This is a genomic window from Flavobacterium sp. GSA192, from assembly GCF_006386525.1.
Lineage (GTDB): Bacteria > Bacteroidota > Bacteroidia > Flavobacteriales > Flavobacteriaceae > Flavobacterium > Flavobacterium commune.
The window spans coordinates 335,455-359,030 of sequence record NZ_VAHC01000004.1 but is presented as its reverse complement, the minus strand read 5'-3'; the positions used below and the strand labels follow the sequence as shown (position 1 = coordinate 359,030).

The 23,576-nt window shown below is 34.9% G+C and carries 18 protein-coding genes; 14 read left to right on the top strand and 4 right to left on the bottom strand.

All coding sequences use genetic code 11. From position 1 onward, the window contains the following. Nucleotides 1-13 precede the first annotated feature (13 nt). From FDM27_RS10480 to FDM27_RS10420, 13 genes are all read left to right on the top strand, one after another. Nucleotides 14-1,279, top strand: a complete 1,266-nt coding sequence (locus FDM27_RS10480; protein WP_140486309.1) for a DUF4998 domain-containing protein — start codon at nt 14-16, stop codon at nt 1,277-1,279. A gap of 401 nt (nt 1,280-1,680) precedes the next feature. After that, nucleotides 1,681-2,859 (top strand): hypothetical protein, encoded by a 1,179-nt coding sequence (locus FDM27_RS10475; RefSeq protein ID WP_140486307.1) that lies wholly within the window; start codon nt 1,681-1,683, stop codon nt 2,857-2,859. Between the two features lie 60 nt (nt 2,860-2,919). After that, on the top strand, nt 2,920-4,044 hold the full coding sequence (locus tag FDM27_RS10470) for a glycoside hydrolase family 43 protein (protein WP_140486305.1): 1,125 nt from the start codon (nt 2,920-2,922) through the stop codon (nt 4,042-4,044). A 22-nt stretch (nt 4,045-4,066) separates the two neighbouring features. Further along, a complete protein-coding gene (locus FDM27_RS10465) occupies nt 4,067-5,260 on the top strand; it encodes a hypothetical protein (RefSeq protein ID WP_140486303.1) in 1,194 nt (397 codons plus the stop codon). A gap of 192 nt (nt 5,261-5,452) precedes the next feature. Further along, the gene (locus FDM27_RS10460) at nt 5,453-5,944 is read left to right on the top strand and encodes a DUF4488 domain-containing protein (protein WP_140486301.1); all 492 of its coding nucleotides are present in this window, start codon (nt 5,453-5,455) and stop codon (nt 5,942-5,944) included. Nucleotides 5,945-6,223: 279 nt separating this feature from the next. Further along, nucleotides 6,224-9,775: an alpha-L-rhamnosidase gene (locus tag FDM27_RS10455; protein ID WP_140486299.1), complete on the top strand. Its 3,552-nt coding sequence runs from the start codon at nt 6,224-6,226 to the stop codon at nt 9,773-9,775. A gap of 8 nt (nt 9,776-9,783) precedes the next feature. Continuing rightward, nucleotides 9,784-12,249 carry a sugar-binding domain-containing protein gene (locus FDM27_RS10450; RefSeq protein ID WP_255510520.1) on the top strand — a complete coding sequence of 822 codons (2,466 nt, stop codon included), beginning with the start codon at nt 9,784-9,786 and terminating at the stop codon, nt 12,247-12,249. Nucleotides 12,250-12,387: 138 nt separating this feature from the next. After that, nucleotides 12,388-13,407, top strand: a complete 1,020-nt coding sequence (locus FDM27_RS10445; protein WP_140486297.1) for an aldose epimerase family protein — start codon at nt 12,388-12,390, stop codon at nt 13,405-13,407. Nucleotides 13,408-13,435: 28 nt separating this feature from the next. Further along, nucleotides 13,436-14,602, top strand: coding sequence for a galactokinase (galK, locus tag FDM27_RS10440; protein WP_140486295.1), 1,167 nt, complete (start codon nt 13,436-13,438; stop codon nt 14,600-14,602). Between the two features lie 5 nt (nt 14,603-14,607). Next, nucleotides 14,608-15,657, top strand: coding sequence for a UDP-glucose--hexose-1-phosphate uridylyltransferase (locus FDM27_RS10435; protein ID WP_140486293.1), 1,050 nt, complete (start codon nt 14,608-14,610; stop codon nt 15,655-15,657). Between the two features lie 27 nt (nt 15,658-15,684). Next, on the top strand, nt 15,685-16,698 hold the full coding sequence (galE, locus tag FDM27_RS10430; protein ID WP_140486291.1) for a UDP-glucose 4-epimerase GalE: 1,014 nt from the start codon (nt 15,685-15,687) through the stop codon (nt 16,696-16,698). Nucleotides 16,699-16,734: 36 nt separating this feature from the next. Then, the gene (locus FDM27_RS10425; protein ID WP_140486289.1) at nt 16,735-18,420 is read left to right on the top strand and encodes a sodium/sugar symporter; all 1,686 of its coding nucleotides are present in this window, start codon (nt 16,735-16,737) and stop codon (nt 18,418-18,420) included. A gap of 349 nt (nt 18,421-18,769) precedes the next feature. Further along, the gene (locus FDM27_RS10420; protein ID WP_140486287.1) at nt 18,770-19,087 is read left to right on the top strand and encodes a GNAT family N-acetyltransferase; all 318 of its coding nucleotides are present in this window, start codon (nt 18,770-18,772) and stop codon (nt 19,085-19,087) included. Nucleotides 19,088-19,228: 141 nt separating this feature from the next. Here the strand turns inward: FDM27_RS10420 and FDM27_RS10415 are convergent, their stop codons facing one another. The 3 genes from FDM27_RS10415 to FDM27_RS10405 all read right to left on the bottom strand — a co-directional run bounded on the left by FDM27_RS10415 (nt 19,229) and on the right by FDM27_RS10405 (nt 21,731). Beyond that, nucleotides 19,229-19,762 carry a porin family protein gene (locus tag FDM27_RS10415; protein WP_140486285.1) on the bottom strand — a complete coding sequence of 178 codons (534 nt, stop codon included), beginning with the start codon at nt 19,760-19,762 and terminating at the stop codon, nt 19,229-19,231. Nucleotides 19,763-20,025: 263 nt separating this feature from the next. Continuing rightward, nucleotides 20,026-20,460: a LexA family protein gene (locus FDM27_RS10410; protein ID WP_140486283.1), complete on the bottom strand. Its 435-nt coding sequence runs from the start codon at nt 20,458-20,460 to the stop codon at nt 20,026-20,028. After that, nucleotides 20,457-21,731, bottom strand: coding sequence for a Y-family DNA polymerase (locus FDM27_RS10405; RefSeq protein WP_140486281.1), 1,275 nt, complete (start codon nt 21,729-21,731; stop codon nt 20,457-20,459). The genes FDM27_RS10410 and FDM27_RS10405 overlap by 4 nt, the downstream gene beginning before the upstream one ends. 291 nt (nt 21,732-22,022) lie before the next feature. Here FDM27_RS10405 and FDM27_RS10400 point away from each other — a divergent pair, with 291 nt between their 5' ends. Continuing rightward, nucleotides 22,023-22,427: a hypothetical protein gene (locus tag FDM27_RS10400; protein WP_140486279.1), complete on the top strand. Its 405-nt coding sequence runs from the start codon at nt 22,023-22,025 to the stop codon at nt 22,425-22,427. A gap of 218 nt (nt 22,428-22,645) precedes the next feature. Here the strand turns inward: FDM27_RS10400 and FDM27_RS10395 are convergent, their stop codons facing one another. Beyond that, entirely contained in the window at nt 22,646-23,515 is an 870-nt protein-coding gene (locus tag FDM27_RS10395; RefSeq protein WP_071184140.1) for an AraC family transcriptional regulator, read from the bottom strand. Between the last annotated feature and the right edge of the window lie 61 nt (nt 23,516-23,576).

The following is a 23,576-nucleotide window of genomic DNA, read 5'->3' as shown; positions in this document are numbered from 1 at the left end:
AAAAACGATTGTTATGAACAAAATAAAAAAATATGTTTTTCAAACCATAATGTTGTTGGTTTTGACTGCGGGTTTATGGTCTTGTACTAATATGGATGATGGATATAAGGATTTTATTAAAGAAGGCGAGGTTTCTTATACAGGAAAAATAGATTCCTTACATATCTATGCCGGGAAAAACAGAGTGAATGTAAAAGGATTAATCATTTCTGATCCAAAAGTGACTGAAGTACGTGTTTTTTGGAATACAGGAAAAGATTCTGTAGTAGTGCCTATTACCAGGACATCAGGTGTTGATGTTTTGGATGTTATTATTGATGGACTAGAGGAGAATATATACAACTTTGAAGTTCGTACCTATGATAAACTAGGTAATAAATCTATTCCAGTGTTCAAGATTGGTAACACATATGGTGAAAGATATGAGGCTACTTTATTGGCAGCTATTATGAATAGAAAGATTTCAACAGGAATTAGTAGCGGTGCAACACTTAATGGAACTCTTGAAACTTTAAATGATTTTACTAAAAAATCATCCTATTCTGTTATTACTTATACAGCTACTGATGATACCGAAAAGCAATTAATTATTCAGTCTAACCTAAGTAACTTTACTATTACTGATTACAAATCGGGTACTGATATTAAGTACAAAACTGCTTATAAACCGGAAGAAGGTGCAATTGATATTTTCTTTACACCAGAAAAGTCTTTTTCTACACAGACGGATGTGACAAATACTTATTTAGTTAATGCTGATTTTGAGACTAATCCTACTGGAGCTGCTTTAGCAACTATGGTTTATGATGTGCCGGGATGGATTGAGATTCCTGTTGCAGGTTCAACTAATGATTTTCAGAAGTTAGGTACAGTTCTCTACGGAAGTGTTACTGCCGGTTTAGAAACCGCTCCAAAAGCAACAGCAACAGGTGGTAATGCTCTTTTAGGAGTTAAGAAACACTGGGGACCTGCCGATATTTATGTAGAACAGGTGTTAAGTCTCCCGGTAGGAACTTATACAATGACCTGGCAGTCATTTATGAAGCTAGCTACATCTGGAGCATCCAGCATGATGGGATATGAGATGGATGGTTTAGGTATTTATGATGCTTTTCCTTCAGCAACTGAAACATGGAAAAATCATAGTTTGGTGTTTGTGGTTACTACACCTAAGACGGTGAAAATTAGAATGGGATATAAGAAAACGGCAAATGTTGGTGGAGGTAGTAGTCCAATTCTTTTCATGGACAATGTCAGATTGTTGCGAGCTAAGTTGTAGTATTAGCTTTTGAAATAGAATATTTTTGTTTAATTGAAAGAGGTGGTATGGTTTAAGATTATATGAATACCATATCACCTTTTTATCCTTCTTGACGGCAATTTATATTTAATATTACATTCTTTCTAAGCGAGTTGATTAAAAGATTGGTATTTGAATTATTATTTTTGAATTAAAATAAATTTTAACCAGTATTAACTGTTAAAACAAATATTGTATTTGAGTTTTTTATTGTAGATGTATTCGGGTTAATTAGGATTTTTAGACTGAACTATAGTTATGAAAGTAAAATAGAATACGGATTCGTTAATATTTTATTATTGTATGGTATTGAAAAATTGAGCAGGATAAATCGTTTTAGGTCAAATAGATAGTTGTTTAATTATCACAAAAAATAGATTATGAAAAAAGTTAAAAGTAAAAATGTTGAAGTTTTTTGTTTAATTCTGATCGCTTTTTTAACATTAAGTTGTTCAAGCGGTAGTGTTAATGGATCTGATACTGTAGATCCGGATGTTGATTCCGGTTCTGAAAAAGTAGTTCCACAGGTGCAAACAGTGGGAGTTAGCAATGTTTTAAAAACTTCTGCCTTTGTTGATGCAAAAGTAATAGACAACGGAAGTGCCTCAATTGTTAGAAGAGGTGTTTGCTGGAATACAACAGGTAATCCAACATTAGAAAATGGAGAGTCGTTAAACGCTACAGCAGTTAAAGGTTCTGGTGAATTTTCGACTGAGTTATCTAAATTGAAAGATGGGCAACTTTTTTATATCAGAGCCTTTGCTACATCAAGTGCGGGAACTGGATATGGGGAAGAAAAAAGTTTTACGACTATTAGGATTCCTAAGCCTATTGTTTACTTGGATTCCACATCTTTTAGTAGCAAAGAAAAATTTGAAGCCAAATGGAATATGCTTTATCCTTGGGGCTCTGATCACAATGGTTCGGCTCGAATGTTTGCCGAAAATGTAACATTACAAACAGGAGGAGTACTTCAAATAAAAGCACAGTGGACTAATTGGGCTTGGGAAGGATACAGTACTGCAGAGCCTAAGCTAAGAATCACTTTTCATTCGGGCGCAATTCATGCTAAAGACCAAATTAAAGTAACTTCTGAATTGCCTTACTGGGAAATTAGCGGCGATTTCAAAGCGCCTATAACTCCTAGTTCCTGGCCTGCTTTTTGGATAACCGGTGCATGGAGTTGGCCTCCTGAAGTTGATATTTTAGAGTTTAAAGGAACGTCAAGTACTTTACAAAACACAGTTACCGGACCAGCCTGGAATCAAACGGTATGGACTTCCGTTCTTACTTCAATTCCTGATGCTGCTACCACATGGCACAATTATAAGTTGACCATGGAAAAAGTTTCTAATACCGATGTATTGGTTAAAATGTATATTGACGGTTCTCTTAAAACCTCTGCAACTAAGGATTATGTAGGTAAACCATTTTGGCTGATTATGAATATGCAAATGGAGGGAGCCAGTGGGACAACAAATGATAATTCTGTTGTAAGAACAACTCCTCAGTATTTTCAAGGAAGAAATATATATGTAGCAGCAACGCCTAAAGAGTAATAGTGTTGCTTAAAAGAAAATGGGTAGTGTTTGATTATTTCTAAAATCAATCAGTAAGTTATGATTAAGTTTTTGTGTTCAGTTGTTTTAATTAGTAGTGCTTTGTTCTCTTTTGTTTTCAGTCAGAACGATTCTTTCATTCCGGGAAAACAATGGAAAGACACTAATGGTGTGCATATCAATGCTCATGGTGGTGGTGTTACTTTTGTTGATGGAGTTTATTATTGGTATGGAGAGTATAAAACTGCTGGTCGTGGTGGAAATACATCTTTGCAAGGGGTAAGTTGTTATTCGTCAAAAGATTTATACAACTGGACTAATGAAGGAATTGTTTTGAGAGTTGAAACTAATCCTAATTCTGAGATAACAAAAGGCTGTATTATAGAACGTCCAAAAGTAGTTTTCAATAAAAAGACAGGTAAGTATGTGATGTGGTTTCATCTAGAGTTAAAAGGACAAGGTTATGATGCTGCAAAAGCGGCTGTAGCAGTTAGTGATAATCCAAGAGGACCTTTTGTGTTTAAAAAATCATACCGACCAAACAAAGGAGTTTGGCCAATGAATTTTGATGACAAATTCAAATCAGCATTAATTGGTGAGAATAAATTAAAGTCATGGACACCGGAATGGCTTACGGCAGTAAAAAACGGAATGTTGGTTCGCAGGGATTTTGAAAAAGGACAAATGTCCAGAGATATGACTGTGTATGTTGATGACAACGATAAAGCATATTTGATACATGCCTCAGAAGATAATTTGACACTTCACATATCAGAACTTACAGATGATTATTTAGATTTTACAGAAAAATGGACAAGAGTAGCACCCGCAGGTCATAATGAAGCGCCTGCCATTTTTAAAAAAGACGGTATTTATTATATGATTACTTCGGGTTGTACCGGTTGGGATCCTAATGAGGCGCGTTCATTCAGTTCCAAATCAATTTGGGGTCCTTGGAAATCTTTAGGAAATCCTTGTGTAGGAAAAGGGGCGGAGCTTACATTTCATTCGCAAAGTACCTATGTTTTACCAGTTGCTGGGAAAAAAGACCAATTCATATTTATGGCCGATCGATGGAAACCGGATAACCCAATTGATGGGAGTTATGTTTGGTTACCTATAAAGTTTGATAATGAAAAACCAGTTTTAAATTGGTTTGAAAGTTGGAGTTTAGATGTTTTTTAGAAAAAAATAAAAATTAAAATAGATGAAAAAAAGTATTGATTTATTTCTGATGTTACTATTTGTTATTTGTTCTTGCTCTTCGGGAAGTTCTTCGGAAGTTGCTGAGGTAGAAGAACCAGATAATGTGGGGCAGTTAGCTACGTTGAAAACCAATGAAGCCGAAGAAATTGCAGCGAAGCAAGCTGTAATTTGGGGTATGCTTGAAGATAATGGTGGGAGTAGCGTTTTTGAACGAGGCGTGTGTTATGCAACAACTGCAAATCCTAATTATGAAGGGACAAAAAAAATAGCGAGTGTTACTAAAGGTTCTGGAGAGTTTAAAGTAGAGCTGACTAATCTGGAAGGAAGCACGGTTTATTATGCACGAGCTTATGTGGTAAACAAAAAAGGAGTGGCTTATGGCAATCAGGTGAGTTTTAAAACTGCCGACTTAGCTTCGCCGTTATTGGTTTTAGGAACTATAAAAGTGGCAGGTGCACATGATTTATTTTTGGATGTAATCTTAAAAGAACATGGTGATTTAGCAATCCAGGAAATAGGTTTGGTTTACAATACAGCTACAAAACCAACAATAGCCGATAATAAAATAGCGAGAAGCAAGGTTGAAGACAAATTCAAAGAGCGTATTCGTAATTTAAAACCAGAAACTTTGTATTATGTAAGACCTTATGCGGTAACGCCGGGTGGAGTTTTATATGGTGAAGAATTTGTAATAAGTACCATTAAAAAAGGGAATTTTACCTATTCGTTTAATCAAAATGGAGCCGATGCTGCAACGGTTACAAGAATAAAAGCAGCATTTGATTTGGCAACAACCTATTACAATAATTTTACTTCAATTGTAAAACATGTAACGGTAAATTATTCGCCGGGAACACCTACTGCCGATGCCAATTTTTCGGGTTGGATTAATATGGGAGCCAATGCTTCTTATCAAAAGGCTGGAACTGCAATGCACGAAATGGCGCATGCAGTGGGAGTGGGGCAACATTCAAAATATACTGAATTAATGAAAGGCACTTGGCAAGGAAAACGAGCCAACGAAATCTTGCAAATGATGACAAATGACCCTGCTGCTTTGGTAAAAGGAGATGGAATGCACTTTTGGCCTTATGGGGTTAATGGAGCGCATGAGGATGATGGAAGCGATTTTCTTTACATCATGAATGCTTTAATATTGCAAGGCATGAAAGCTGATGGATTGCCTAGTAATTAAGATTAAATAAAGATGTTGTAAGCGAAGCATGAATGGAGTAATTCATTTATGCTTTGTTTTTATCTAGTAGATTCTTTTGAAAAAAGGGGAACTGCTGTTGAAAATTTAATTAAAGGTATGGTTTTGAATTTCATGCTTTTATAAAAACCAAATGAACAAATTATAATTTTTAGGAACAAAAAAAAACTTATTATGAAGCACATTTTTACATTATTGATTATTGTTTGTTCTACAACATTATCGGCACAGACAGAACAAAACCATATTCCTGTTTCAAAATCAATTGTTGGAATTTGGCGGCTAATAGACGAAAGAACACTTGCTAATGGCGAATCTATAAGAATAGTAACAGGAGACTATAAAGTAATTAATGCTGATGGTACCTATTATACGTTTGTAACTTGGCCTAATCAAACAACAATTGCACAATATGGATCTTACGAAATAGAATCAGACAGTACTTTAGTGGAGCACATCATAAAGAATGTGCTACACCCTCGTCTAAGTGGAAAAGATTCACCAATCAAATACAACTTGATAGATGAAAATACAATGATGATAGCTTGGAGTTATAATCTTGATGGTAATATTTGGATAAATGAAAAATGGATTCGTTTGCCTTTGGCTGTGCCAACAAGCGTCAGCGGTGTGAACTTTGTGCAACCTGGGACTCAAAAGCATTAATTGTGATGACTTTGAGGTCTAATAAAAAAACACTAAACCAAACAATATTTATCGATTTATATATTATTTAAGTTATTAAACTTATCAAGCAGAGGAGCATAAATAGAGTCTTTGAAATTCGAAAGAATATTGGATTTTATTTATGCTTTGTTTTTTTATCTAGTGGCTTCATTTTAAAAACTGGTAGGAACTGGTATTAAAAATTGAATTTAATACATAGCTTTGAATTTCATGCTTTTAGAAAAGCAATTATAACCAGTATTCTAATTCATGTATTTAATGAAATTCTTTAAATTAATCATCTTTTTATTTCTTGCTGTGCCTGTATTGGTTTTTGGAGCTGATATCCAAATTAGCAATCTCAAGGTAGAAAATGCCTTAACTCCTATAGGTCTTGATGTGTCTCAACCTGTCTTTAGTTGGCAAATGGAAACATCAACTAAAAACAGAGGTTTTTATCAAAATGCTTACCAGATTATTGTAACCAATAATCAAGGGAATGAGGTTTGGAATACGGGGAAAGTTAGGAGCGGAGAGTCCATTAATATCAAATATAAAGGCGAAAACTTTAAACCTACAACTTTGTATAACTGGACGGTAAACGTTTGGGATCAAAAAGGGAAAAAGCATTCTGCAAATTCTTGGTTTGAAACGGGTTTGCTGAATTCAAAAATGGTAACAAATTCGGATTCAGATAAAGAAACAACCGCCTGGTCTGGAGCAAAATGGATTGGTGGTAACGCTAATGATATGGTTTTGTATTCCCAATACCTTCCTGTTTTTATTATTAATAGTACGATTCAGTTGGATAAAAAGCTACAATCGACCAAAGCATCTTTAGTTTATGGCGCTAACGATCAGCGTTTAATGGATCGAAATAAAAATCAGTATAAACTGGAAAACAAGAATGCTGAGAGTTATATTCAGGTAGAATTAGATATTGCCTCTTTAAATTCGGATGCAAATGCAAAGCTGAATATTTATAGAGTAGGTTATCATCCAAATGATAAAAAAGAAATTCCTTTTAAAAGTTTTCCTATTCCGAATTCGATTATTAATAAAGAAAACAAATACAACCCGCATACTGTAAGTGTTCAAAGTTGTTTGGGAGTTACTAAAATTTATATCGATGGGGATTCAAAAGAAAATCTGGTAGCTAATCTCAATCTAAATCCATTAGGATCTGGAGGGGATTTCATTGCTTTTCCTATTGTAGGTGACATTGGTTTTTCAGTACCTAAAGGAGAAAAAGCACAGTTTTCGAAAATTGAAATTAAAAATTATAGAAGTCCTTCAAATGTGATTTTTTCTGATAATGTTAGTACTTCAAGTATATTCTCATCATTTAAAGAAGTAAGCATAGAAAATAATAGCTATGCCATAACGGGAGGAAATAATGGAGTTTTTGTTCTGGCTAATCCAAGTCAGAATTCCATGCCGATGTTGCGTACCGTATTTGGAATCGATTCTCCTAAAATAACTAAAGCACGATTGTATGTTACGGCACGTGGTATTTATGATGTGTACTTAAATGGTAAAAAAATAGGAGACGATTATTTTAATCCGGGACTGACACAATACAACAAAACCCATTTGTATCAAACCTATGATGTAACCGAAAATATCAAGGAAGGAAATAATGTTTTGGGAGCCATTCTTGGAGAAGGCTGGTGGAGTGGCGGCAGTACATTTGTTGGTGATAACTGGAATTTTTTTGGTGATCGTCAATCGATGTTGTCAAAATTGGTCGTTACTTATGCTGATGGAAGCGAAAAAATTATCACAACTAATCCTGAAAAATGGACGTATTTTAATGATGGACCTGTAAAGTATAGCAGCTTTTTTCAGGGCGAAGTTTATGATGCCACAAAAGAAAAAGCAATTGAAGGTTGGAGTACAGCTGGATATGATGCTTCCCGTTGGCATCAGGCAGTAGCTATTGGAACAAATGGATTTGTAAGTTTAGAAGGAACGGCTAATTTACCCAACTTCAATAATTTTACTGATGCTCAATTAATAGGTCAGTTTGGCACTACTGTTAAACCAATAAAAGAACTAACAGCTCAATCAGTTACGGAAGTTCGTCCAGGTGTTTTTGTTTATGATATGGGACAAAATATGGTAGGCGTTCCAAAAATTATATTGAATAATGTAGCAAAAGGAAAAACCATCACCTTGCGTTATGCCGAAGTTTTGTATCCCAATTTACCAGAATATCAAGGTAACGAAGATTTACTGATGCTTGAAAATGTAAGGGCAGCTATGTCGCAAGATATTTACATAACTAAAGGAGGTAACGAAATCCTAACGCCACGATTTACATTTCACGGATACCGTTATGTAGAAATTACAGGAATAGATAAGCCGTTGCCGTTAACCGATGTGAAAGGAACGGTGTTGAGTTCTATTCATCAATTGTCTTCTCATTACCAAACCTCAAATCCTTTGGTAAATAAATTATGGGAAAATATTACCTGGTCAATGAGAGGGAATTTCCTGTCGATACCTACTGATTGTCCTCAACGTAACGAACGTTTAGGATGGAGTGGAGATATTTCGGTTTTTTCACGAACTGCGGTCCATTTATCAGATGTGAAGCAATTTCTGAAAAGACACATGCTGGCGATGCGTGATATTCAGAGTGAAGATGGGCGTTTTCCGGATGTAGCTCCTATTGGTGTAGGATTTGGAGAAACCATGTGGGGAAGTGCAGGGATTACAGTTGCTTGGGAAAACTATTTGCAATATGGAGATACAAGTTTGTTAGAAGAGCATTATGAGGCTATGAAAAGTTACGTCAATTACCTTATAGCCGATATTGATAAGCAAACGGGTGTTTTCAAAGAAAAAGAAAGAAATACCTGGGGTTCTCTAGGAGACTGGCTGAGTTTAGAAGATTCTAAAAACGAAAAAATATTATTTTGGGAAGCTTATTTTATTTATGATTTGGAGATTATGTCTAAGGTGGCAACGTTACTAGATAAAAAGAAAGATCAGGAATATTTTTCAGCATATTACAAACAACGTAAAGATTTTTTTAATAAAACGTATATCGATAAATCAACAGGAAAAACGGTTTTTAGAGGAAGGATTATCGATTCACAAACCTCGTATGTGTTGCCTTTTGCCTTTGCTATTTTGACTAAAGAAAATTCAGATTTGGCTTTAAAACAATTTGTTAATGCTGTAAATAGAGAAAACAAAACAGATCAAGGTGTTGTTTGTCCACCGTATTCATTAATGACAGGATTTATTGGTACGGCTTGGGTCAATAAAGCGCTTTCGGATAATGGATATTCTAATGTTGCCTATCAATTATTACAAAATAAATCATATCCTTCGTGGTTGTATCCTGTCACCCAGGGAGCTACAACTATTTGGGAACGATTGAATTCGTATACACATAAAGACGGATTTGGAGGAAATAATAATATGAATTCTTTTAATCATTATGCTTTTGGAGCGGTAGGAGCATGGATGTATAATTATTCGTTAGGAATTCTACGAGACGATAATGCACCTGGATTTAAACATTTTGTGTTACAACCAGAACCTGATACTAGCGGACAGATGAGCTTTGCCAATGGATATTACGATTCGATGTACGGGCGTATTGAAAGCAGTTGGGAAACAAAAAATAGTAAATATGAGTTCCGTTTTGTTGTGCCTGCCAATACAAATGCAACACTTTACTTGCCCGCTTTAAAACAAAGCGATGTAACGATAATTGGAAAAAAGAACGGAATTAAATTTTTGAATATAGAAAATAATAAGGCTGTTTTCAAATTAGAATCAGGAGAATATAGTTTCGAAACACTTACAAATAATTAACAAAAACAATGATGAAAAATATACAAATTATAGCATCTCTATTTTTATTTAGTTTGTTAACGCTGAATTGTGTTTTGGCTCAGAATAAAATGAAGGCTGATTTTGAAAGAAAACAAAATTTCGATGCGGATTGGAAGTTTGCATTGGGAGATTCACCTGAGAATAGTTCTGAAAATTTAGACGATAAGAATTGGAGAAAATTAGATTTGCCACACGATTGGAGTATTGAAGGAAAATCAGAAAAAAATAATCCAAGTGAAGGCGATGGCGGATTTTTTCCAGCAGGAACGGGATGGTATAGAAAAACATTTGCAGTGCCTGCTCAATGGAAAAACCAAAAAGTTGCCATTTATTTTGAAGGTGTTTATATGAATGCTGAAGTTTTTATTAATGGAAAATCAGTAGGAATGCAGCCTTATGGCTATACTTCATTTGAGTATGATTTGACACCTTATTTAAAATTTGGACAACAGAACACCATTGCTGTGAAAGTGGATAATTCGAAACAAAAAAACAGCAGATGGTATAGTGGTTCCGGTATTTATCGTCATGTTTGGTTAAAGGTTCGAAATCCAATTTATATAAAAACATGGGGAGTATCAATAACAACGCCTAAAGTAACTAATGAAAAAGCTACAGTTCAAATTAAAACTAAAGTAAAAAATGAAACGGAAACTTTGCAAATAATGGCTGTTTCAACAACGCTTTCTATTAAAAAAGTGAATGGTTATAATACTGTTTCGATGAACACCGATAATACTGTTGGGGTTGATTTAAAAGCTGGTGAAGAAAAAGAAATTATACAAAACATAGAAGTTGAAAAACCAATATTGTGGTCACCGGAAACACCGGATCTTTATCGTGCCGAAGTGAAAATCATGAAGGGACATATTAAAATTAGCGATGAACCAATTGATGTTGTTAAAAAAGATTTTGGAATTAGAACTATTGAGTTTACTCCTGAAAATGGATTTGTGTTAAACGGAAAAAAGATAGAATTAAACGGAGGTTGTGTGCATCATGATAACGGAGCTTTAGGAGCTGCTGCTTATGATCGTGCCGAAGTAAGAAAAGTAGAATTGCTAAAAACAGCAGGATTCAATGCGTTAAGAACTTCCCATAATCCGCCTTCGGAAGCTTTTTTAGATGCTTGTGATCGATTAGGAATGTTAGTAATTGATGAAGCTTTTGATGGATGGAAAGAAAAAAAAACAACTTATGATTATGCCAGTATTTTTGACAAATGGTGGAAACACGATGTAGAATCTATGGTTTTGCGTGATAGAAATCATCCGTCTATTATTATGTGGAGTATTGGTAATGAAATTATCGAAAGAAAAGAACCAGCAGCGGTTGAAACGGCAAAGATGCTGGTTAATGCTGTGCGAAATATAGATGTGACACGTCCGGTAACATCAGCAATGACTACCTGGGATAAGTCATGGGAAATTTTCGATCCTTTAATGGCGGTACATGACGTGGCTGGTTATAATTATCAGTTGCATCACGCTGAATCCGATCATGCCAGAGTGCCTTCGCGCATTATTGTACAAACGGAGTCTTATCCTAAAGATGCTTTTTCGAATTGGAATCTGGTTCAAAAACACAATTATATCATTGGTGATTTTGTGTGGACAGCCATGGATTATTTAGGAGAATCGGGCATTGGTCGTTATGTATATCCGGGTGAACCGGCTGGCGAACATTGGGAAGGAAATTTATATCCCTGGCATGGCGCTTATTGTGGCGATGTGGATTTAACAGGATGGAGAAAGCCAATTTCTCATTATCGAAGCATGCTCTATAATTCAAATGAGAAATTGTACATGGCAGTACGCGAACCTAATCCGGAAAGTGGAGCAATTAAGCTGACTTCATGGGCAGTTTGGCCTACATGGGAAAGTTGGACCTGGCCAGGTCAGGAAGAAAAAAGTCTTGAAGTTGAGGTGTATTCGAAATACCCTAAAGTAAGACTGTACCTGAATGATAAGCTTATTGGTGAAAAAGAAACAGGTTTAGGTCAGGAGTTCAAAGCCACTTTTGTAATTCCGTATGCCAGTGGCGAGTTAAAAGCGATAGGCATAGAAAATAATAAGGAAGTAGAGTCGGTTTTGTTACAAACAGCCCAACAACCAACTAAAATAAAATTGACTGCCGATCGTAAAGAAATAGCCGCTGATGGACAGGATTTGGCCTATGTTACAGTCGAAATTACAGATGACAAAGGTGTTTTGAATCCGAATGCAGCAAACCAACTTACATTTTATGTTTCAGGTCCCGGAGTTATAGTGGGTGTTGATAATGCTAATTTAAAAGACACCGATTTGTATGTCGCTAATACTCGTAAAGCCTGGCATGGACGTGCGATGGTAATTATTAAAAGCACAAAGAAATCTGGAGCTATTAATCTTGAAGTTACTTCGCCAGGTTTAGAAACTGCAATTATTAATTTGAAAACGATTAAAGGTAAATAATACTATATAGTGCTAGATTAGTTGATTTTAAATTAATCTAGTGGCTATTTTTAAAAACTGGTGGGTAGTGGTATAGTTTAATAAGCTTTATTTCTATTTTTGCTATCGAAATCAAATAAATGAAAAATAAACCACATTATGTCTACTTCTGAAAATAATTCATCCCATTTAGAGTCTGCTGTTAGTTCTTTTTATGAGTTAACCAATAAAAATGGAGCGCAACTTAAAGTAATTCCTTTTGGAGCTACCCTTACAGCATTGAAAATTCCGTTGAAAAACGGCGAACTTGTCGATGTAGTTTTAGGATTCGATACTGTCGAAGGCTATGAGAAATCATTTCAATTAGATGGATCTCCTTATATGGGAGCTACTGTGGGGCGTTATGCAGGGAGAATTAACGAAGGGAAATTTGAGCTTAATGGAAAAAGTTACCAATTGGCTATAAATAATGGGCCTAATTCTTTACATGGAGGTATTGCTAATTTCAGCAAAAAAAACTGGAATGTAGATGCGGTAACAACTGGCGAAAATCCATCGATTACCTTGAGTTATGTTAGTGCAGCTAACGAAGAGAATTACCCGGGAGAACTTTCAGTAAGTCTGACTTATACTTTATCTGAGGAAAACGAATTGATTCTTGAATACAAAGCAACCACTACCGAAGATACCATTATCAATTTAACACATCACAGTTATTTTAATTTAGACGGACATCAATCTGATGTTTCGGGACAGGATTTAATTGTTCATGCACAAAAGGTGGTAGAAACCAGAGAAGATTGTATTCCAACAGGAAATATTCTGGAAGTTGCCAATACTGTATTCGATTATAGAACGGCAAAAAAATGTCCTAAAAGTATCGACAACACTTTTGTAGTGGAGAATAATGACGAAGTGAAAGCTACGCTTTTTAGTCCGTTGACTAATTTAAAAATGGATGTTTACACTGATCAACCTGGAGTTCATATCTATGTGGGCGGAAATTGTGGTCCTGATTTAAAAGGAAAAGAAAATACAACTTATCACGCTTTAAGCGGAATTTGTTTTGAAACCCAAAATTTCCCGGATGCTCCAAATCACGCTAATTTTCCATCTGCCGTTTTGAAGAAAGACGATGTTTACAAACAGAAAACGACTTATAAATTTGAATCACTATAAAATCTAATACTATTTCAATTTCTAACCAATGAATGATATTTTAATTAATAAAACAACGAGCTATTTTAAGGAAACTTTTGGTTCTGAGCCAACAAGAATAGTGCTTTCTCCAGGGAGAATCAACATCATCGGAGAACATATCGATTACAATGATGGTTATGTTTTGCCTGCTGCTATCGACAAAATTATTTGTTTTGCTTTCGAAAAAAACAACACAAATACTTCTAAAGTAATCGCATTAGACCTTAATGATTCTTTTGAAATTGATGTTACGGCTGAGGTAAAATTAGACGATAATGATTGGACTAATTACATCAGAGGAGTGATTAATCAATTAAAAATCAACGGATTTCAATTGGAAGGCGTAAATTGCGTTTTCAGTAGTAACATTCCTGTGGGTTCTGGATTGTCTTCTTCTGCGGCTTTAGAATGTGGTTTCTTATTTGGGATGAACGATTTATTCAATTTGAATATTAAACCAATCGATATTGCCTTGTTAGGACAAAAAGCCGAGCATTGGGTGGGAATCAAATGCGGAATTATGGACCAATTCTCCAGCGTAATGGGACTGGAAGATAAAGTAATCAAGATAGATTGCCGCACTTTAGAGTACACGTATCACGATGCTAATTTCAGCGATTATTCATTGATTTTGTTTGATTCGAATGTAAAGCATTCGTTGATGACTTCGGCTTACAACGAAAGAAGACAGCAGTGTGAAGAAGGAATTGCGATTGTAAAAGCAAATTTTCCTGAGATAAAAAGTTTTAGAGATTGTACTGAACAAACGATAATTGATTTGAAAGACAAAATGAGCCACGACGTTTTCAGACGTTCTCTTTTTGTGGTAAAAGAAATCAACCGCGTTATTCAGGCTTGTGAAGCATTAGACAACGGAAAAATCGAATTGTTAGGCGAATTAATGTTTGCCACTCACGATGGATTGTCAAAAGATTACGAAGTTAGCTGCGAAGAGCTGGATTTATTAGTAGATTTGGCAAAAGAAGAAACTGCAGTTATTGGTTCAAGATTAATGGGTGGTGGCTTTGGCGGTTGCACAATCAATCTGGTTAAAAAAGGACAAGAACAACAAATCAAAGATAAATTTTCAAAATTATACAACGAAGCGTTCGGAATCGAATTGAAAATTTATGATGTTAAAGTAAGTAACGGAACATCACTATACACTAAATAATGACTATGAGAAAGTTTGATATCAACGAAGATCCACATAGAAGATACAATCCTTTAATTAACGAATGGGTTTTAGTTTCACCACACCGTTCAAAAAGACCTTGGCAAGGACAAAAAGAAGCAGTAAATACTATTGCATTGCCAGAATATGATCCGGAATGTTATTTATGTGCCGGAAATGTTCGTGCTAATGGCGAAGTAAATCCGGCTTACGAAAGCAGTTTTGTTTTCGAAAATGACTTTGCTGCGCTTAAACAGGAACCAATTGATTTTGGAGGAAATGCAGAAGGAAGTTTCTTTAAGGCACAACCAGAAAGAGGAATTTCAAGAGTGGTTTGTTTTTCACCAAGACATGATTTGACTTTACCGGAAATGGATGTGGATGGTATTGTGAATATTATTCATACCTGGCAAAAAGAATACACTGATTTGGGTAATGTTGATTACATCAATCACGTTCAGATTTTTGAAAATAAAGGAAGTGTAATGGGATGTAGTAATCCGCATCCACACGGACAAATCTGGGCTCAGTCTTCATTGCCAACACAGGTTGAGAAAACCCAAAATAACCTGAAAGCTTATTTTGAAAAAAATGGAACTAATCTTTTACAGGATTATTTGCAAGAAGAATTAAAAGTAAAAGAGCGTGTTGTTGTTGAGAACGATCATTTTGCTGCAATTGTTCCTTTCTGGGCAATCTGGCCTTACGAAACTATGATTATCAGCAAACGTCATATTACTAAAATCACTGATTTTACTGAAGATGAGGTAGCTGCTTTTGCTGTTATTTTGAAACAACTAACAACAAAATACGACAACCTTTTCGAAACATCATTTCCTTATTCTTCAGGAATCCACCAGGCTCCAACAGATGGTGAAGAGCATCCGGAATGGCAATTTCACATGCATTTTTACCCACCATTGTTGCGTTCGGCTTCAGTGAAAAAATTCATGGTAGGTTATGAGATGATGGGAGAATCTCAAAGAGACATTACACCGGAGAAGAGTGCCGAAATGTTGAGAAACTTATCTGAGGTACATTACAAACAAAAATAACTAAACTGATATTTAAAAAAACAAATCATGAAAATACTTGTTACGGGAGGTTTAGGTTTCATAGGTTCGCATACAGTAGTCGAACTACAAAACGAAGGTTTTGAGGTGGTTGTTATTGATAATTTATCCAATTCATCTGAAGACGTTTTAAAAGGAATTGAAGCTATAACAGGGAAAAAACCACTTTTTGAAAAACTGGATTTAAGAGAGAAATCGGTAGTTCAGGATTTTTTCAAACGCCATTCGGATGTAAATGGAGTAATCCATTTTGCAGCTTCAAAGGCAGTAGGAGAAAGTGTAGGGAATCCTTTGTTGTATTATGAAAACAACATCAATTCGTTGGTGTATTTACTTCAGGAATTAGAGAAAAAAGAGGATGCTAATTTTATATTCAGTTCTTCTTGTACGGTTTATGGTCAAGCCGAAACAATGCCTATCAATGAAAACTCGGCTGTACAACCAGCTATGTCTCCTTATGGAAATACCAAACAAATAGGAGAGGAAATTATTACTGATGTGGCTAAAGTAAGTGGTATCAATGCTATTTTATTGCGTTATTTTAATCCAATTGGTGCTCATCCATCGGTTGAAATTGGTGAATTGCCAATAGGTGTTCCGCAAAATTTAGTGCCATTTATTACGCAAACAGGAATTGGTTTACGTAAAGAATTAATGGTTTATGGTAATGATTATCCAACGCCGGACGGAACTTGTATTCGCGATTATATTCACGTAGTTGATTTGGCTAAAGCGCATGTTATTGCTTTGCAACGATTATTGAATAAGAAGAATGAGGAAAAAGTAGAAACTTTCAATTTGGGAACCGGAGTAGGAAGCTCGGTTTTAGAAGTCATCAATGCTTTCGAAAAAGTAAGTGGCAAAAAATTAGCTTACCAAATCGTTGACAGAAGAGAAGGTGATGTTACTTTGGCTTACGCCAATACGGATAAAGCCAATAAAGTATTGGGTTGGAAAACTCAATTAAGTTTGGAGCAGGCAATGGAAAGCGCTTGGAAATGGGAACAAAAAATCAGAAGCTAAAGACTTTAACCAATTATTAATTTTAAATAAAAATCTATGAGCTCAAGTCTCGAATTTGCAGATTATGCAGTTTTTATAATCTACTTTTTAATTGTATCCATCTACGGATATATTATTTATCGCAAACGCGAAAAAAACGAACACGATGCTAAGGCGTATTTCTTAGCCGAAGGAACATTAACATGGTGGGCTATTGGAGCTTCACTTATTGCTTCTAACATTTCAGCAGAACAATTTATCGGAATGAGTGGGGAAGGGTTTTTCTTAGGAATTGCTGTTGCCGCTTACGAATGGGTTGCTGCTATTGCATTGATTATTATTGCAATTTGGTTTATTCCTGTTTATTTGAAGAACAAGATTTACACCATGCCGCAATTCTTAAAAACCAGATACAACGAAACTACCGCTTTGATTATGGCTGTTTTCTGGTTGTTTTTGTATGTTTTTGTAAACTTAACTTCTATTTTATACTTAGGAGCTGTTGCTATTAACGGATTAGCCGGAGGCGATTTTCTTCATGTTATTATGTTAGGATTGGCTGTTTTTGCTTTGATTATCTCTCTTGGAGGTATGAAAGTAGTAGCTTATACTGACGTTATTCAGGTGGCGGTTTTGATTATTGGAGGTTTAGTAACTTCTTATATCGCTCTAACAACAGTAGGGGAATATTTTGGTGTTGGTAAAGATGCTATCGCAGGATTCAACGTATTGATGGAAAAAGCACCAGAGCATTTCAAAATGATTATTCCTAGACCAACGGCTACTTCTACGCAATTAGAGATTGACAAATACCTTACTTTCCCGGGAATGTTATCGTATTTAGCAGGTATCTGGATCATCAATCTGAACTATTGGGGATGTAACCAATACATCACTCAAAGAGCTCTTGGAGCTGATTTGACTACGGCTCGTACCGGAATTTTGTTTGCAGGTTTATTAAAATTATTAATGCCTGTAATTGTAATGTTACCAGGTATTGCTGCTTATGTTTTATACCAGGGAGGACACTTACCACAATTAGTTGGTGGAAAAGACGGAGCTTATTCGGCTATGTTGACTTTCTTGCCAACAGGATTAAAAGGATTATCAGTTGCGGCTTTGACTGCTGCTATCGTGGCTTCGTTAGCGGGTAAAGTAAATAGTATTTCGACAATTTATACTTTAGATGTTCATAAAAAATACATTCAAAAAAATGCTTCCGACAGAGCTCAGGTAAACATTGGTCGTTATGCCGTTTTTGCTTCTATGGTTTTGGCTGTATTGTTTACATGGAATGATGTTTTAGGAATCGGTGGAGTAGGTGGATTTACCTATATCCAAAAATACACAGGATTTATTAGCCCTGGAGTTTTTGCTATGTTCTTCTTAGGGATGTTCTGGAAAAGAACTACAGGAACAGCGGCTATTGTTGGTGTAATTGCAGGTTTTTTATTATCAGTTTTATTCAACGAATACGCTCCGGCTATGTTTGGAAACGAAACGTTATTGTACACAGCCTGGCCAAATGGTAAAGGTGGTTTCGAAATTCCGTTCCACATTTGTATGGGATTATCATTTGCCTTTACAATGTTGTTAATGATTGGAATCAGTTTTGCAGGGCCAAAAGTAAACCCGAAAGCGTTCGAATTAGATACTGAAATGTTCAAGGTAAAACCTCAAACTACAGTATTAATCATCATTACTTTATTAATTATCGCTGCTTTGTACGTGAAGTTCTGGTAAAAGAAAATAATAGTTTTAAATGTGAAAATGTGGAATCGAATTCGTTTGATTTCACATTTTTTTTTATTTGGATATTACCAATTAGACATATAAAAAAGTCTAATTGTTTTTTGTCACATCGAGCGCAGTCGAGATGCAATAGTGGTTCTTGACTGCGCTCGAACTGACAATGAGACTAATTTAAATTTCTAAATGATATAAGATCAGAATCTGATTTAAAAATGATTTTCCCATCTTCTTAACATAGATTAAGATGTTTCCTTTTTTAGAATTGTAAATTTGTTAAACAAAATAGCAAGCTGGTTAATAGCTTGTTGTTTTTATCCAATAACCGTTTAATAATCTAAGTATGAAACCAGAATTCGAAAATATTCTCCTTGTCAAAAACGAAGAAGAACAGCAGTTTGAAATTACTGTTGAAGGACATAAAGCCTTTATTGTTTACAAAGAACAACCCCATGTTATTTCTTTAATCCACACCGAAGTAGAACCCGAATTGGAAGGAAAAGGCGCGGCTACAGCTGTAATTGAAAAAACATTGGCTTATATTGAAGATAATAATTACAAACTTATTCCGCTTTGTCCGTTAGTGTTTGCTTACATCAAAAGGCATCCGGAATGGAAACGCATTGTAGATGATAGTTTTCACGGATTCAAATTTTTATAATTATTCAATTTAACCTTATTTTACTATTACTATGAGCAGCATATAGGGTAAATTTTCCAATTTATATTATAAAGTAAAAAAATAGAGTATAAAAAAACCTTCTGCTACGAGAAGGTTTTTAAATTGAAAACTAATTTTATATTAGAAGTGTAATGCAAATCCGATGTTTAATTGAAAAACATCATCATAATAATCATCGTTTAACGATACATTATAACGAATTCCTGGCTCGATTGAGACGTTTTTATTTAAAAAAATAGCATAACCTCCCTGTAAACCTAAATAGGAAGGGTTTTCATCGAAATCTTCATAATTCACTCCATTATAAGAAAGTTCTAAAGGGAATTTACCTGCAGCATAATATTTCAGTCCTAATTTGTAAGCAAAACTACCTGCAGAGTAATATTCATCAAAAGCTTCATCGTAAAAAGAAGTCTCACCTAATCCTAACCCAAATTTTAAAGCTAATTTATCATCAATAAAATATCCTGCTTCAGCTCCAATATTATAATCTGTTTGACCATTTTCAGACCATAAACCCATTGAAGTATTTCCAACTTTTTCGCCAAAACCAGTGTTTGCTTCAATTAACCAACTTCCTTTGGAAACCTGCGATTGTGCATTAGCAAAACCAAATGCTAAAACAGCCATAGCTGCAAAAAATAATTTCTTCATTTTATATTCTTTTTTTAAAACAAGTATATAGAACGCATTTCACAATCATTTATTTTAGGTTTATTTGGGAAAAAAGTATTAAAAAGAATAATGCTTTAAAAAACAACAACTTAATTGTGGAAAAAATATCATTTGTTTGTTTTTTCAATTACTGTGATGCGTTAAGTTTTTAAAAAGTATCACAATTTAACCGAAAGCACACAAAGTTTGCGCTAAGTTCGCAAAGCTTTGTGTGCTTTCGGTTAAATAAAACCAACGAACAGTTACATTTTTTTTATCACGTAGGTTACAATTCCCCAAATGATGAGTTCGTTTTCTTCGGTGACTTTTATAGGGGTGTAATTGCTGTTTTCGGGCATTAGGTAGAGGCAGTCTTTTTGTAATTTAATGCGTTTTACGGTAAATTCTCCATCGATAAAGCAAATAGCAATTTTGTTGTCTTGAGGTTCAATACTTCGGTCAACAATCAGTACGTCTTTGTCGTTGATACCAGCATCAATCATCGAATTTCCTTTCACTTTGATGTAAAAAGTAGCCAGAGGATTTTCGCTCAGTTCTTTATTCAAATCGATATTATTCTCCATAAAATCAGCTGCGGGAGAAGGAAATCCTGCCGAAACACCATCGGGAATGAAAGGAATTCGTAATTCACTTTCGAAATCCGGTTTGTAAAAACGGAGCTTTTGTTCTTTTTTCATTCGCAGCGTATTTCGAGAATCTCTTTAAATTTAGTAGTGTATTTGTTTGATAATAGTTTCTGATTCATATCCCAAGTGAGTTTTAAATTTTGGGTGGCCAATTTCACTTTGGTATCGCCAATCTTTGTATTGAGTTGATCCATTACTTTCATCAGTGCCAAATGCTTCGGGTTTTCTTCTTCGAATAATTGAAATTGCTTTTGGTTTTCGCCAATGAGTTCGCTGACAATAACCCCTGCTTTTTTAAATTTCAAATGTTCGTTGTCTTGATACAATTGTTTGAATAATTCAATAGCGGCATTCGAAATAGTCAAAGTCGAATTAGTTGCATAAGGCAAGGTCATGGCTTTGTTGAAATAGTATTTGGATGTTTTTACGGTATGTTTGTCAATCACGAGCATCACTATTATAGTATGGCAACAGGATTGTTGTTTGCGTAATTTCTCGGCGCAGACGGCTGCAAAAGTAGCGATACGCTCTCTCAGTAAATCAAAATCAGAGATTTGTTTGGGAAAACTACGGGTGATGGCAATGCTTTTCTTTTGTTCGGCAATAGGTTCTAAATCCAAAACTGATTTTCCTTCCAGTTCTGCTTTTAATCGAAGACCGGTAACGCCCATTTCTCTTTTTATCCAGGCTTCATGTTGCGGCTGTATAAAATCTAAGGCAGTATTGATGTTTCTCAGTTTTACTTTTTTACGCATTCGGTAGCCAATGCCCCAAACATCTTCAATTTGGGTCCATTTTAAAGCTTTGATGCGTTTTTCTTCAGAATCGATTACATAAACACCCTGGGTTCTGTCCTGGAATTTTTTGGCTATTTTATTGGCTACTTTCGATAGGGCCTTGGTTTCTGCAAATCCAATGCAGGTAGGAATGCCAACCCATTTTCGAACACGAGTCTTCATTTGGAGACCATAATCGTGGTAATCGGTAATATTTAATCCGTCAAAGTTCAGGAAAGCTTCGTCAATGCTGTAAATCTCCACATTAGGCGTAAACTGGTTCAGGATTGTCATTACACGGCGGCTTAAATCGCCATAGAGTGCGTAATTAGACGAAAAGAGTTTTACGTTTTTCTCCTTTACCAAATCTTTAATTTGGAAAGCAGGCGCACCCATAGGAATGCCGGCTGCTTTGGCTTCATAACTTCTGGAAATCACACAGCCATCGTTGTTGGATAAAATCGCAATAGGCTTACCGTTGAATTCGGGTTGGAAAACACGTTCGCAGGAAGCATAGAAATTATTACAATCGACTAAAGCATACATAACACAAAATTACATAATACTGCCTTTTTCAAATCTTGTTCTATAGTTAAATTTTATTGTTTTCGAGAAGAATTTTATTTTTTTGAATTGATAAGAAAACCGAGAATATTGGTTTTAACTATGCTATTTTACCTGCAAACTATTTGAAATTACCATTTTTTAACTAAAACGTTTTCGTAAAAGGTAATATAGCATAGAAATATGAAAAATTACTGAAGTTTAAATAAAGATTAGCATACTATCTTTGACCCATAATAAAAAAGGAATTATAAATCTAAAAATTCTAAAATTATGAAAAAGATTATAAAACTTAGTTTCGTATTAATGGTAGTTTTAATTGCTATGAATACACGTGCAACTGGCGTTAAAATTTCTAAAGAAGAAGGAAAAGCCAGTTCAAAAAAGATGGTAACCTTTGCTGTAAATGACATAAACAAAGCTAATGTTTCTATTTATGATGCAAATAATAAACTGTTACATACAGAAAATGTGTACACATTAAATTTGAATCCACTTAAATCAGGTTCTAAAATTGTTAAAACTTACGATTTGAACCCTTTAGCTGACGGGGTTTATTACCTGGTTGCTGATTCTAAAACTAAAACGGTGAAATATGAAATTCTTGTAGTGAATGAAACTGCAACAATCATGTCAGATCCTCTTTCAGAAGTGCATAAAACGGTTGCGGTTAAATAATTAACTTTGGTTAGGTTAGTAGTTAGAGAGCCCCCTTTTTTAGGGGGCTTTTTTTTGGATTATTTATTTTTAATTCTGGATATTTTTGGTCAGTCTGAGCTTATCGAAGACTTTTTAGGTATCAAGTAACTACTTTCCTTTGATTTACTCAGGACAAGCTAAGCTCAGTGTGACAAAAATAGCATGAGAAATTATTTGAATAAAATTAAAACAGGCTCTTACTCTAAAAACGATTTCAACTCATGTCTGTATTCCGAAGCATTTTTGCCGGTGAATTCTTTAAATGTTTTATTAAAATGACTGAAATTATTAAAACCACTTTCAAAAGCTATTGCTGATATGCTAATGGGTTTTTCTGCTAATAATTTACAGGCATGAACCAGTCGGTAGTCATTGACGAATTTAGTAAAGGTTTTATGGGTTATTTTTTTGAAATAACGACAAAATGAAGGTACGGTCATGCTTACTTTTTCGGCAATATCTTCGAGTTTTATATGTTCTTTAAAATTGTCTTTTACGTAATTAAAAATATAATTGATTCGTTCGTTATCCTGTACCTGCATTTCCATTCGAAAACCTTCGGCATTCAATACTGTGGCATCTTCGGTGGCTAATTCCAAATAATTGAAGATTTCTATAATAGTCAATAAACGTTCAAAGGGAGTTTGGTCTTCCATTTTTCCAATTTTCTTCCCAATTTTTCTTTTGGTTTTTCCTCCAAAAGTGATTCCTGATTTAGCCTGTTGTAATAAGTTTTTGATGTTGACCATTTCCGGAATCTCAAAAAAGTGTTCTCCCAGAAAGTCGGGTTTCATTTGGATAACAATTTCGTTTTTATTTCCGGTTAGTTCATCAGTAAAACCACAATGCGGCAAATTACTGCCTATTAAAGTCAAATCGCCATTGGTGTAGTAAGAAATATGACTTCCTACCTGACGTTTTCCGGCGCCACCATTTACAAATATCAATTCAATCTCCGGGTGATAGTGCCAAAAATGTGAATTGTAATTGATATCATATTTGGTTAATGTAAACGAACTTCCAAAGGAAGGTTCTATAATTTTGAGTGTTGGCAGGTTGGATTTCATTTTATTGTTAATTGGTTTGGTTGATACTAAGTTAACAAATAAATATGTGATATTATCAAAA

Bases quoted from the DNA above. Each gene is read 5' to 3' on its own strand.
- FDM27_RS10465 (WP_140486303.1), top strand. From the start codon at position 4,067: ATGAAAAAAAGTATTGATTTATTTCTGATGTTACTATTTGTTATTTGT.
- FDM27_RS10400 (WP_140486279.1), top strand. From the start codon at position 22,023: ATGAAAAAGATTATAAAACTTAGTTTCGTATTAATGGTAGTTTTAATT.
- FDM27_RS10435 (WP_140486293.1), top strand. From the start codon at position 14,608: ATGAGAAAGTTTGATATCAACGAAGATCCACATAGAAGATACAATCCT.
- FDM27_RS10415 (WP_140486285.1), bottom strand. From the start codon at position 19,762: ATGAAGAAATTATTTTTTGCAGCTATGGCTGTTTTAGCATTTGGTTTT.
- FDM27_RS10410 (WP_140486283.1), bottom strand. From the start codon at position 20,460: ATGAAAAAAGAACAAAAGCTCCGTTTTTACAAACCGGATTTCGAAAGT.
- FDM27_RS10445 (WP_140486297.1), top strand. From the start codon at position 12,388: ATGTCTACTTCTGAAAATAATTCATCCCATTTAGAGTCTGCTGTTAGT.
- FDM27_RS10475 (WP_140486307.1), top strand. From the start codon at position 1,681: ATGAAAAAAGTTAAAAGTAAAAATGTTGAAGTTTTTTGTTTAATTCTG.
- FDM27_RS10405 (WP_140486281.1), bottom strand. From the start codon at position 21,731: ATGTATGCTTTAGTCGATTGTAATAATTTCTATGCTTCCTGCGAACGT.
- galK (WP_140486295.1), top strand. From the start codon at position 13,436: ATGAATGATATTTTAATTAATAAAACAACGAGCTATTTTAAGGAAACT.
- FDM27_RS10425 (WP_140486289.1), top strand. From the start codon at position 16,735: ATGAGCTCAAGTCTCGAATTTGCAGATTATGCAGTTTTTATAATCTAC.
- galE (WP_140486291.1), top strand. From the start codon at position 15,685: ATGAAAATACTTGTTACGGGAGGTTTAGGTTTCATAGGTTCGCATACA.
- FDM27_RS10470 (WP_140486305.1), top strand. From the start codon at position 2,920: ATGATTAAGTTTTTGTGTTCAGTTGTTTTAATTAGTAGTGCTTTGTTC.
- FDM27_RS10420 (WP_140486287.1), top strand. From the start codon at position 18,770: ATGAAACCAGAATTCGAAAATATTCTCCTTGTCAAAAACGAAGAAGAA.
- FDM27_RS10450 (WP_255510520.1), top strand. From the start codon at position 9,784: ATGATGAAAAATATACAAATTATAGCATCTCTATTTTTATTTAGTTTG.
- FDM27_RS10455 (WP_140486299.1), top strand. From the start codon at position 6,224: ATGAAATTCTTTAAATTAATCATCTTTTTATTTCTTGCTGTGCCTGTA.
- FDM27_RS10480 (WP_140486309.1), top strand. From the start codon at position 14: ATGAACAAAATAAAAAAATATGTTTTTCAAACCATAATGTTGTTGGTT.
- FDM27_RS10460 (WP_140486301.1), top strand. From the start codon at position 5,453: ATGAAGCACATTTTTACATTATTGATTATTGTTTGTTCTACAACATTA.
- FDM27_RS10395 (WP_071184140.1), bottom strand. From the start codon at position 23,515: ATGAAATCCAACCTGCCAACACTCAAAATTATAGAACCTTCCTTTGGA.